The sequence below is a fragment of the Pseudomonas amygdali genome (assembly GCF_002699855.1).
Taxonomy (GTDB): domain Bacteria; phylum Pseudomonadota; class Gammaproteobacteria; order Pseudomonadales; family Pseudomonadaceae; genus Aquipseudomonas; species Aquipseudomonas amygdali.
The window spans coordinates 15,787-27,150 of the sequence record NZ_LKBW01000261.1; the positions used below are offsets into that span (position 1 = coordinate 15,787).

The 11,364-nt window shown below is 57.0% G+C and carries 13 protein-coding genes; all 13 read right to left on the reverse strand.

What is annotated here, in order from left to right; translation table 11 throughout:
* Positions 1-2: 2 nt before the first annotated feature.
* The 13 genes from hrpT to AO277_RS16225 all read right to left on the reverse strand — a co-directional run bounded on the left by hrpT (position 3) and on the right by AO277_RS16225 (position 11,330).
* Entirely contained in the window at positions 3-206 is a 204-nt protein-coding gene (hrpT, locus tag AO277_RS16165; RefSeq protein WP_002552409.1) for an HrpT family type III secretion system protein, read from the reverse strand.
* A complete protein-coding gene (sctC, locus tag AO277_RS16170; protein WP_002552408.1) occupies positions 203-2,302 on the reverse strand; it encodes a type III secretion system outer membrane ring subunit SctC in 2,100 nt (699 codons plus the stop codon). The genes hrpT and sctC overlap by 4 nt, the downstream gene beginning before the upstream one ends.
* Before the next feature lies 1 nt (position 2,303).
* Positions 2,304-2,735, reverse strand: coding sequence for a type III secretion system protein HrpG (locus tag AO277_RS16175; RefSeq protein ID WP_002552407.1), 432 nt, complete (start codon positions 2,733-2,735; stop codon positions 2,304-2,306).
* The gene (locus AO277_RS16180) at positions 2,722-2,946 is read right to left on the reverse strand and encodes a type III secretion protein (RefSeq protein WP_002552406.1); all 225 of its coding nucleotides are present in this window, start codon (positions 2,944-2,946) and stop codon (positions 2,722-2,724) included. Before AO277_RS16180 ends, AO277_RS16175 begins: the two co-directional genes overlap by 14 nt.
* Before the next feature lie 83 nt (positions 2,947-3,029).
* Positions 3,030-3,611 carry a type III secretion system stator protein SctL gene (gene sctL, locus AO277_RS16185; protein ID WP_002552405.1) on the reverse strand — a complete coding sequence of 194 codons (582 nt, stop codon included), beginning with the start codon at positions 3,609-3,611 and terminating at the stop codon, positions 3,030-3,032.
* 35 nt (positions 3,612-3,646) lie between these two features.
* Positions 3,647-4,174 carry a hypothetical protein gene (locus tag AO277_RS16190; RefSeq protein ID WP_044318323.1) on the reverse strand — a complete coding sequence of 176 codons (528 nt, stop codon included), beginning with the start codon at positions 4,172-4,174 and terminating at the stop codon, positions 3,647-3,649.
* Positions 4,174-4,980 (reverse strand): type III secretion system inner membrane ring lipoprotein SctJ, encoded by an 807-nt coding sequence (gene sctJ, locus AO277_RS16195; protein ID WP_044318324.1) that lies wholly within the window; start codon positions 4,978-4,980, stop codon positions 4,174-4,176. Before sctJ ends, AO277_RS16190 begins: the two co-directional genes overlap by 1 nt.
* Before the next feature lie 8 nt (positions 4,981-4,988).
* Complete coding sequence (gene sctI, locus AO277_RS16200) at positions 4,989-5,363, reverse strand: type III secretion system inner rod subunit SctI (RefSeq protein WP_002552402.1); 375 nt, start codon at positions 5,361-5,363, stop codon at positions 4,989-4,991.
* Positions 5,364-5,390: 27 nt separating this feature from the next.
* A complete protein-coding gene (gene hrpZ / locus AO277_RS16205; RefSeq protein WP_044318325.1) occupies positions 5,391-6,434 on the reverse strand; it encodes a type III secretion system effector HrpZ in 1,044 nt (347 codons plus the stop codon).
* A gap of 53 nt (positions 6,435-6,487) precedes the next feature.
* Positions 6,488-6,814: a type III secretion system major pilin HrpA gene (locus AO277_RS16210; RefSeq protein WP_002552400.1), complete on the reverse strand. Its 327-nt coding sequence runs from the start codon at positions 6,812-6,814 to the stop codon at positions 6,488-6,490.
* Positions 6,815-6,905: 91 nt separating this feature from the next.
* A complete protein-coding gene (locus AO277_RS16215; protein WP_044318326.1) occupies positions 6,906-7,814 on the reverse strand; it encodes a sigma 54-interacting transcriptional regulator in 909 nt (302 codons plus the stop codon).
* 50 nt (positions 7,815-7,864) lie between these two features.
* The gene (locus AO277_RS16220; RefSeq protein WP_052834980.1) at positions 7,865-8,785 is read right to left on the reverse strand and encodes a sigma 54-interacting transcriptional regulator; all 921 of its coding nucleotides are present in this window, start codon (positions 8,783-8,785) and stop codon (positions 7,865-7,867) included.
* A gap of 1,081 nt (positions 8,786-9,866) precedes the next feature.
* Positions 9,867-11,330, reverse strand: a complete 1,464-nt coding sequence (locus AO277_RS16225; RefSeq protein WP_002552397.1) for a transglycosylase SLT domain-containing protein — start codon at positions 11,328-11,330, stop codon at positions 9,867-9,869.
* Positions 11,331-11,364 lie beyond the last annotated feature (34 nt).

The window sequence follows — 11,364 nt, forward strand, 5'->3', positions numbered from 1 at the left end:
TTCTAATCCTTTAACTTCACGACTGTGTAATCCCGCTCGTGGTCCTGGTCGTCCAGACCGTCGCGCATGTCCGGCGGCCACCAGATGACCAGTTCGCGGTTTGTGGAGTCCGGACGTTTGCAGGCAACTCCCGTACATCCATGGGTGGCACACCCCGACAGGGTAGCGAACAGCACCAGCACAACTGCAATGCTACTGATCTTCATGGTTTCGCTCCCTTGAGCAGTGATGGCCGACTCTCTTTCGCCATTTTCGATATCTGTGGCTGGCGCACAGCGATATACACCTCGCTCTCTTCACCCGGTTGCAGCCAGGCGTGAGGCCAGGCGGCAACACCGATGACCCAGCGACCGCCGCAGCGGCTCTCGTCGATACGTACCGGTTTGTCGGTATTGTTGTGCGCCACGACAACCGCAACACCCCAATCCTTTCTGGCGTACCACTGCGAACGTTGAGCGTCGAGCGTCAGCCCCGCGCCCGGATCACAAAGGCTATCAGTTTCAAATGGCAGTGTTTCGCCGGTGCGCATACCCACGGGGGCAGTTCCATCGACCATCTGGGTGAAGACCTTCTGGACATCGCCGCGGGTCGGCAACTCTCCACCGTCGCGTCGCTCCTTGATCCTTTTCATCTGATCATCGACGTCATGCGGGTTACCGTTTTGCACATAGCGAGCCGGGTTGACCTGATCACCAATCAGCCGCGGCGTCAGAATGAACAGACGTTCGCGCTGGCTCAGTTCACGGCTGCGGGACTGGAACAACAGCTTGCCGATGTAGGGAATGTCGCCCAGCAAGGGAATCTTGTGGACCTTGTCATTGGCTTCCAGCCCGTGGAAACCGCCGATCACCAGCGAACCATGTTCGGCGATGACGGCCTGGGTGCTGACGTTGCCTTTGCGCACACTGGGTTGCGTATCGTTGATATCGGAGATATCGATCTGGCCGTCTTCAATGTCGACAATCAGTTGCACCTGAGGCTTGCCATCGTGGTCCAGTGAACGCGGGATCACCTGCAGACTGGTCCCGGCGGTGATGGGCTCGATATTGGCGACGCGTTCTGACGTCGCCGTGATGTATTCAGTCCGGCTGAAGTCAATGACAGCCGGCTGATTTTCCAGGGTAAGAATGGATGGGTTGCCGATCACGGACGCTGAACCGTTGCCTTCCAGCGCATGCAACTCTGCAGAAAACTTGCCCGCGTTCTGAATGAACATCGTCGAACTGGTGCCCGCGTCGAACAGGTTGACGCCTCCGCCGACGCTGCCTGCGTTGAAATTCCAGCGACTGGAGAGCTCCGCCAGCTCGTTGCGATCAATGTCGAGGATCACCGCATCGATTTCGATCAGGTTGCGTGAGACGTCCAGTTCCTTGATGAGTTTCTCGTACATCGGCTTGCGCGACGGCAAGTCATAAATCAGTACCGCGTTGTTGCGCACATCGGCTGTTACACGAATGTTCGCGCGGCCACCGGAACGGCTTTTCCCGGATTTCTTGCTGCCGCTGCCATAGCTCAACACCCGATCAAGGCCCTGTTGCAAGGCGCCGGTATCGATGCCGCTGGAATCCAGAGGCAGGCTTTGAGTGTCCGCGTCGCCACCCGCGAGTCCGGCATTTGCGCCACCGTGCCCCAACAGGTTGATGCCATTGATGGCTTCGCCGCGAGAACGCGTGTCGAGCAAATCCTGAAGAATGCTGGCGACACCCGCTACCGTCAGTTGTTGATCACGATAACGAATGGTCCGGTCCGACGCGTTGGCGTATTTGAGCGGAAACACAACAATGTCTTGCTTGTCGCCCTTTTCCGGCGTCTCGACTTTTTTGCTGTAGTCACGAACCAGTTCCACGTATTTTGCCGGGCCGCGAACCAGCACCACACCCTCGTTAGGCAGGACGCCCCAGCCAAAGCGTTTATCCAGCAGGCCTACATCGGTCAACGCCGTCTGCAAGTCATCTACCGCATCGGATGAGACTTCTACGCGCGCCGAGGTGTGTTCGCTGGACGGGCTGACGTAGAGCGTGTCGTTATAGACAAACCACTGGAAGTGGTATTCCTGACCAAGCCGGTCGAGAAACTCTTCCGGGCTCTGGGCACGAATCCGGCCATCGAGCGTTCCTGGAATGGACGGCATGTCCAGCGCCATGCCGAACTCTTTGGCAAAGTCAGCCAGCGCCGTGGTCAGTTCAGTCTGCCGGGCGTCGTAGGCGTAAGCCGTGTGTTTCCAGGCTTCGGGGGTGACCGCCCATGTAACAGGGGTCAACCCGATCAACAATAAAGGCAACCACATCAAGGCCTTGCGCATTTCAAACTCCCGGTTGCCGGTGATTGAGGGTCGTGCGCCCGGATATCGCGGGCGTCATGTCGCCAATGGTGGTCTGCATCAGGCTGAGCAAGGCCGCACGCTGATTGGCCAGGCTTTCAAGGCGATCGAGTAGATCGGCGAGGTTGCAGGGGTTGGGTATCCAGGTGACCAGGACTATGCAGCGGGTCTGCGGATCAATGGCGAAGGCGCCATCACAGGCACACGCAAGGCTGGCACCCCCGTGGCTGAGCAACGCCTCGATGCGTTGGGAGTCATTGGCATCGTAGGGATCGAGCAGCTCAATGCTGCAACGTATTCCATGACCAACCACTTCCAGGCGGACGTTGGCGTCGTCGACCCAGCAGTCCAGCGCAGTCGCTGGACGCTGATCACACCACTGGCCGACGACCTCAGCGAACTCACTGAAATCCATCGATGACATTTTTGGTCATTTTGTAGCCGGCTTGCTGGCACTGATCAGCGATGTTGGAACTGACAGCGGCTTGCTGACTTGCCTCACCGAAGGCATCAATGTCATCGGCAGTGAAATGTCCGTTGCCACCCTCAAGCACGTCATCCACGTCGGACAAGGCGCGATTCAGCGTGCTGTCGAGGTTATTTTGCAGAGATTTGAAACTTATCATGTCCTTTTACTCCAGCAGGAAGGTTCAAACCTTGAGTGGAGCAAACGGCTGGAGCGGTTCCATTTTCGGCGCAAGAGCCTGTTTCAGGCAGACGAGTCACGGCCTGCCAGCCCGTTGCGCAGCGTCGCCCAATCGATGTCGAACGCGCCATTGGCATCGCTCAGACGCAGGCGTTCGGTGGTCAGCGATGCGTCGCGCTTAAGCTGCCAGTATTGGGCAAACCGGCTGTCAGCCAGCCACTCGGCGACCGGCTCGGCCATGTCGGGATGAACGCTGAGGGTCGCCACCGCTTCGTTGAGCTGACTGGCCGCGAGATTTTTCACCAGTGCCCTGGCGCGCTCGGCCAGCGTCGTGTCGTCAAGCAGGTGCCGAAGCGACTCGCTGAGCAATTCCTCTACGGCAGCCATTGCTTGCTGCTGTAACACTTCACGCTGCACCTGCAGTTCAGCGAGGAACGCATTGGCGTTTTCCCAGAAGCTGGCCAGCGCCTGCTGATGCACAAGGTCGGCCTTCTGTTGTTCGAGAACCAGCATTTGCTCTGCCTGGCGCTGCGCGTCGGCTAGAACATCACGAGCCAGCAGGCTGTTGGCAATGTCTTCACGACGCAGCACAGGTTCAGGCAGAAGCGCAGTGGCAGTCAGCGTAATACTGCGTTTGGCGAGCATGGGGAATTCCTGATACAGAGCGAACCGGATCGAATTCAAACCGCCGTGACACGCCATAAAATGGCCTGCCACATCGTCTGAAGTTTATTCTCGGGTGCCTCGCACGGGGTGTCGGGAAGCTCATCTGGCGCCCAGGCCAGACGCAATCGCGACCAATACTCAGGCCCCAGCCAGGCCCCCAACAGCAAGCGAGGGTCTTCGTTGGCAAGTTCCAGCCAGACGCCGGGACGCAGCGCTTTGGTCAGCGCCCAGCACCATTGCCCGTCAGCGCCATCGCTTTCATTTCGGCAAAAGCAGATGCGCCGGGCCAGATCCAGCGCCTGCTCACGCTGTAAAGGTGTCAGCGCCAGCCAGCGCAACACCGGCTCAGCAGGCATCGGCGGTTGATCGGGTTCAATGCCGACACTCTGCAAAAATAAGCTGTGACGACTGGCTATCAGCCCATCACAGTCACTGAGTGTCAGGCCGCAGTTCAAGGCAAAACGGCTTTGCCAGTCCGGATGCGCAAACTGCCAGGGGTTGCACCACCATTGAACCCAGTGGTCCTCGGCAATCAGCTCCATCAGGCACGCGCCGGTACGGTTGAGCGACTCCGCGCGCCGAACCCGATCCGACGAAGCAGCGCGGCACGCCAGTCACTGCGCAGCAGCAGCGCAATAATCAGCAGCAATACGACAACACCGGCCGGTACCAGCCAAAGCATCAGGTGCCAGAACGGCAACTCTTCGCTGTCGAGCTTGAACGGTCCGAAGCTGGCCCATTGCGTCGTTTCCTGAAACTCGGTGGCCGGTACAAAAACGATGGAAAATTTCTTCGATTCTGCCGATTGCGCAGACATGCCGGGGATGCTGCTGGCGACCATCTGCTGAATACGCCCACGCACACTGTCCGGGTCCAGCGCAGCCGAGTGCTTGATGAATACGGCCGCGGAAGCAGGTTGCACCGGCTCGCCCGGAGCGATGCGCTCCGGCAGCACCACATGCACTCTGGCCACGATGACACCGTCTATCTGCGACAACGTGGCTTCAAGCTCCTGAGACAGGGCATAGATGTAGCGGGCACGCTCTTCGAGAGGAGTCGAGATGACCCCTTCTTTCTTGAAGATGTCGCCCAGACTGGCTCGCGACTGGCGTGGCAGGCCGGCAGCGTTAAGCACACGTACGGCGCGGTTCATGTCGCTGGTTGCGACCGTAACCACGACACCGGTCTTTTCAAGGCGCTTGCGCGCATCGATGTGCTTATCCGCAAGGCGTGCAACCACCTCGTTGGAGTCCTGCTCGGACAAGCCAGTGAAAAGATCGGTTTCATCACTGCACCCGCCAAGCAACAACATGCAAAACAACAGCAGCCCTGCGCTCAGAAATTTCACGAGAACCTCTACTGCAGGTTGGTCAGCTTGTCGATTGCCTGCGCAGTCTTGCTGACGACTTTGGTCGTGAGCGCTGTCTGCAGCGAGCATTGCGACAATGTGCGAGTCATCGCCGCGATATCCAGTGCCTCTCCGCTGCCCGAGGCCTTTTTCATGGAGCGCATGGCTTGCTGGGACATTTTTTCGGTTTCGCCCAGACCGCCGGAAATCGCGCTGGCGATATGCTCGGAAAGCGGTGCACCGCTTGAAACATTATCCGGGCGCGTTGCGGCGGTGAAGATATCGACATCCGCCTGGGGAGGTTCTGAAACGAGCCCTTGTGGCACATCCTGCCCAAGTTCCGGCGAGATGTTTTTAACATTACCAAGGTGGGAAACGGTCACTTGAGTTCTCCGTCAGGCGGGTATCAGTCAGGCAGCAGCCTGGTTTTTAGTGCTTTGCAGCAGCATGTTGACCAGCAGCAAGGCAACTTGAGCAGCGCTGGACTGCACGCCGGTCCCGGTCTGGCCAGCATCCTGAAGCGTCGCTTCCAGACCTTTCTGCAACAAGCCACCGAGTAACTGACCCAGGTCCTGATTCGGCTGTTCGCCGCCAGGCACAAGGGCAGTATTGGCGGTGCTCACAGGTGTTCCCAAGCCGCCACCGGCCAATACCGATTGCAGTCCCCGGTCTATCAGCTCACCGATCAACTGGCCAACATCACCATTGGAATTGCTGTTGCTGGCGGGGCCGGTGTTAGCGTCGATAAGCGGATCACCCAGTGAACCAGGCGAATTTTCCGTATTGCTCACAGGGCTGCCCAGGCCACCACCGCTGCTATCGCCATCGCCCGCCAGACCGCCGGCTGCATTCTGTTGACTGCCCAATTGCTGGCCGATGATGTCGAGTGCCGAGCGGAACTGCGCTGTTTCGTCGCCGTCGAGGAAGTTATCTTCCTTGAGTTCGTTCACCCACGAACCCGAGTCCGGTTTGGGAAACTGTGCGGGGTTGTCGTCCATGAACTCCGCGATCTTTTTCAGCATCGGCATGTCGTCCTCGGAAAAACGAGTTCCGTCATCCTGCTTGGTCAGAAGATCATTCAGCATCGACTTGGCCAGGCCATTGAGCACCTGTGTCATCAAGTCGGGTTGTCCGGTATCCGAGGCGTTGTCGGCAGAAGCGCCAAAATTGTCGCCCAGCTTTTCGTGGATAAGCGCGTCAAGCGCAGCCTTGATGTCCTCGAGGCCGCCGCCAGCCTTGCCACTTGCGGCCATCGCTTTGCCGAGCAACTTGCCCAATGGCGAACTCTCGTCCAGTTGACCATTGTGAGTCAGCTCCTGGGCAAGCTGCGCAATCACTTCCTGAAGCGCCCGGCTGGATGTACTCGGCCCGGTTGTCTCGGTTTCAGGACGGATCACAACGAGCGCCATCGCCGGGCTTTGCAGCGTGCTGCTGTTAAGACTGAGACTCTGCATCACAACCTCCTCAAAGTAGCAGCCCCCTCTGTGTGAAGGGGGCATTCAAGAAATCAGAACTGGACGACCGAGTTCCGGATCTTGCTCGCAACGATTTGGTTGGAAAGGGCTTCTTTCTTGTCTTCGAAGCCCGCCAGCATGCTCGTCTCACGCAGCAGGCCGTTCTCTTCGTTCGCAGTGCCGTCAAGCTCGGAGCTTTTTGCATCACCTTTACTGATGCTCGAGCGGGTAGCGTCGATACTGTCAGTGCTGCCCGTGTTTTTGGTCAGTGCAATGTTGCGGTCGGCGCTGCTCTTGACGCTGTTGATACCCTGCGCAGCGCCACCCACTGTGTTAACGACACCGCGACCCGCGTTAGTCAGAGAACTTATGATGCTCATAACGTGATACCCCTTGGTCTGTACCAGCGTAATTGCTTGGTACAGATAGGTGGTAACGACCCTTAAATCGGTTCCAGCGCTCTGCAAAAAATCAGATCTGCAACTCCTTGATACGTCGATAGAGCGTGCGGCGTGGCATGTCCAGCTCCAGGCCTGCCGCATCAATGCAGTTACGGTGGCGCTTGAGTGACTGTTGAATCAGGGCCTTTTCAATCGCCCTCAGCTGGGATTTGAGCCCACAGGCCAAGTGTTCTTCACTCTGCGGGGCGACACCCAACACCGGGAAACCCAATGCATGGCGCTTTGCAGCAGCCTTGAGTTCACGGATATTGCCGGGCCACTCATGCCCCAACAGCACCTGCTGAAGCAGCGGACAGACATCGGCAAAGGCGACGTCCAGTTCTTTGGCAGCCGCGGCCATAAAGCGCTTGAACAAGGGCAGAATGCGCTCAGGCTGTGTGCGCAAGGGTGGCAGCTGGAGTGTCAACACGTTAAGGCGAAAGTACAGATCCCGACGAAATTTCCCCTCCTCGACGGCATCATCCAGAGACGACTGGGCCGAAGCGATCACGCAGACATCCAGCTTGATCGTCGATGTCGAACCCAGTCGTTCCAGTGCTCGGGTTTCCAGCACCCTCAGCAGCTTGGCCTGCAGGCTGAGCGGCATGCTGTCGATCTCATCCAGATACAGCGTTCCGCCTTGTGCCGCTTCGATGTAGCCGACTCTGGAGCGGTCAGCACCGGTGTACGCACCGCTGACCACTCCAAACAGCTCACTCTCTGCCAGCGACTCCGGAATCGCAGCGCAATTCATCGCAACCAGGCGACCTTTACGGCCAGACATTGTGTGAATGCGCTGGGCAATAGTGTCTTTGCCAGTCCCGGTCTCGCCTGACAGCAACACATCGATACCGAGTTGCGAAATGCTTTCAGCGACGATCCCCAGATTTGGAACACGCTCCTCGTCCAGGTCGTCATCAAACCCCTCATCAAGATCCATCACATGCCCCCCGAGACATCAGCTTTTTGGACTCCAGCCGTTGCTGCGATCTATGCAGCAACTCCCAACTCCTTCATGCGGTGGTAAAGCGTACGTCTCGGCAGTTCGAGCTCCTGAAGCACGGCGTCGACATTGTGTCGATGCCGTTTCAACGCATCCTGAATAAGCATCTTTTCGATCACGCGCATCTGCATGCGCAGACCTGTCACCGGATCGCGCGCATCCATTGGCTCGGCCCCCAGCAGCGGGAACCCCAATACAAACCGCTTGGCTGCGGATTTCAGTTCGCGCACGTTGCCCGGCCAGTCATGGGTGAGCAGGATCTGCACACGACCGTTGTCCATTACAGGAACGGGACGTTGGAACTCAGCGGCAATCTCCTGGGTGAACAGGTCGAACAATGGCAGGATCTGTTCGCGACGTTTGCGCAAGGCTGGCAAGTGAAGCGTCAGCACGTTGAGCCGAAAAAACAGGTCGCGACGAAAAAGTCCTTGTTCCACCAGTTCATCCAGAGGGCGCTGGGCGGAAGCAATCACGCGCAGATCCAGTGGAATGAATTCGGTTGAGCCCAGCCGCTCGACCCCCCGGCTCTCCAGAACGCGAAGTAACTTGGCCTGGAGGCTAAGCGGCATACTGTCGATTTCATCGAGGTAAAGCGTACCGCCGCTGGACGCTTCGATGTAGCCCTCGCGAGCGCGGCAGACACCGGTAAATGCGCCATTGACGACACCGAATAACTGGCTTTCTGCCAACGATTCGGGGATGGCGGCGCAGTTCATGCCGACAAAGGGCCCGGACCTGCTGGACAGCTCATGAATGCGATTGGCCAGGGTGTCTTTACCCGTCCCGGTTTCCCCGCACAGCAGTAAGTCCATATCAAGAAACGCGCTGTTCATTACAATTTGATGACCAGCGGATAATGCAGTTACGTCCCAATACTCTCGGACGCCCTTATCAATGTCTGTGCTCATCGATCACTCTCACTGTGGGTGGCAAGCGGACTATTAATACCACCTCTTACAAGGCACACATATAGTAATTTAGTTCCCCATGAAATGAGAAAAAGCTCACAAAGTTGAGAATTATTATCATAGTAATATCGTCATATGACGAGCAGCACCCGCATAGAGCCAGACTGTTGGGATGATTAGTTTAATCTATCGATACTCTATTCCGATCAAGCGCTTACCGCTCAAAAAACGCTAAAACCCCCGGCTTCCGGGGAGTTAACCGCACTGCCCCGTCCTGGACCCTGGCAAAAAACTATATAACCACACGGTTTATTATTAAAAAAACTTCACAGAAAAGTCACTCGACTCATAAAAATAAATTTAACGTTATAGGCCGTTTTACAAGGGCTCACTTAATAACGGGCTGAAAGAAATTAAAACGGGAAACCCATACTCAAGCAGTCCCCTTTCAAGGAAAATAAACTTAACAAACTACCCGACCAAAACGAAAAGTTCGACATTGAAACTTAACTTACTGATGGGGAACGGAAGACGTTACACGTAACGCTCGACAGGGTGACTCATGGGTTTTTATACATTCGGTTTTCCGAACGCCGCTCACCCTTGGCATGGAGGGTTACAAAATCCTCCCGGTTTTTGGGCTCGAAACTAGATAGCTTTTTGCCACCCACCCATTCGGCTATCCGAACGGGTGGGTTTCAAGGCATGCGGGCTCAAAATTTGATCGAAGAGATAGTTAACTGAAAGGATTCAGTGTAGGACAATCCGTCAATCGCAAGCTGTCACCACGCCAAAGGCGGTGACCATAACGAACGGTGATACCTCGTCATCACGGAAGAATGTTTCTAAATGTGTGTAAGCACTAGCTTACAAAACTTTAAAAAAGTTCAGCAAAAATAGTCTGCGAGCGTAAAAAGTTCATGGCTACCTGCCACGAACGAGAACAAAAACAAGGACGTATCAGCGTTGAAATATAGCGTCTTAACGGCGAGTCACACCGAAACGCCAACAAGAAAAAGCACCAAAAAAGGGCATTTTTCAGGTGATTTTGCTATACATCCGGCTTTAAAACCGCAGGTTATTAGCGTGACCCGCTGGCATAGACCACGATACGCGGGCCGCTTGGCAGCTCGCGCGGGCCCGTACGATCCTCGATATCATCACGCCTGCGAGGCGACGAGCGGTCATCCACGTAGCGCCCGACTTGTACCACGCTAGGCACCGATAATGCCTCCCTTGCCGGTGTCCGCGGGGTCATCGGCGGCTCTTTATGCTCGACAGCCGGTACCAAGGGTGGTGTTTGCGGCGCAGAAGACTGCTCTGCTACCCGCATGGGTTCCACTGGGTTGGGCACAGGTGCCCGTTCAGCTACCTCAACCGGCTGCGCTGGCCTGGGCACCGGCGTTCGCTCGACCACCCTCACCGGCTGTGCCGTCTGGGGTAATGCCAAGTGTTCGACCACAGGCTTATCAATGCGCTGAGGGGTGCCCGTAGTCACAGGAGATTCCCCGGTTATTCGCGCGATACCGGCTGTCAGCACTTGCTTCTGAGTCTTGGGCAACAGCAACCGCCCTGGTCCATCTGGCGTTTTTTTGCGCAGAAACGCCGAGTTGAGTCTCAGCAACTGGCCCTCATCCACACCCGCAGTGGCCGCAAGCTGGGTCAGGTCTACCGCATGGTTGAGTTCGACCACATCAAAATATGGCGTATTGGCGACCGGGGTGAGTTTTACACCATAGGTAGCGGCGTTGCGCACGATCAGCGAGAGCGCCAGCAGCCTGGGCACGTAATCCAGGGTTTCCCTGGGCAAATTCAGGTGCCAGTAATCAACAGGTAGTCCGCGCCGCCGATTGGCCTCAATCGCCCGGCCGACTGTGCCTTCGCCCGAGTTGTAGGCCGCCAGTGCCAGCAGCCAGTCATTATTGAACTGATCATGCAGGCGGGTCAGGTAATCCATCGCTGCCTTGCTTGAGGCCACCACGTCACGGCGAGCGTCGTACGTAGCGCTTTGATAAAGATTGAAGCTGCGCCCGGTAGAAGGCATGAATTGCCACAGGCCAGCCGCCGCAGCCGGTGAATTGGCCATCGGGTTGTAGGAGCTTTCGATCATTGGCAACAGCGCCAGCTCCAACGGCATGTTGCGCTCGTCCAGGCGCTCGACAATAAAATGCAGATAGGGGCTGGCCCGGACACTTGCCCCACTGATAAACCCACGATTGCTCAGCAGCCAATCGCGCTGGCGAGCGATACGCTCATTCATACCCTGGCCATCGGCCAGCCTGCTGCGTTGCGCAACTCGCTGCCACACGTCCTCGCCGTTATAGACGGGCAAATCGGAAATTTTCTCTGCCGCCCGCGCACCTTCCTGATCATCTCCTCCCCAGTAGACCAGGCCCGTAACCAGCCGCGGATTGCGTTCCTGCCGGGGTGCTGAGTAGTCCACAGACTGACAACCCACACACAGCGAGCCCAGGGCGAGGACAGCGATTTGAATAGCGCGAGCCAGCAAGCGGGGGCTCGATACGATGGAGGCAACGGCGGGCATGGGAGGAATGTCCTGAACGTGTCCATCCTACGTG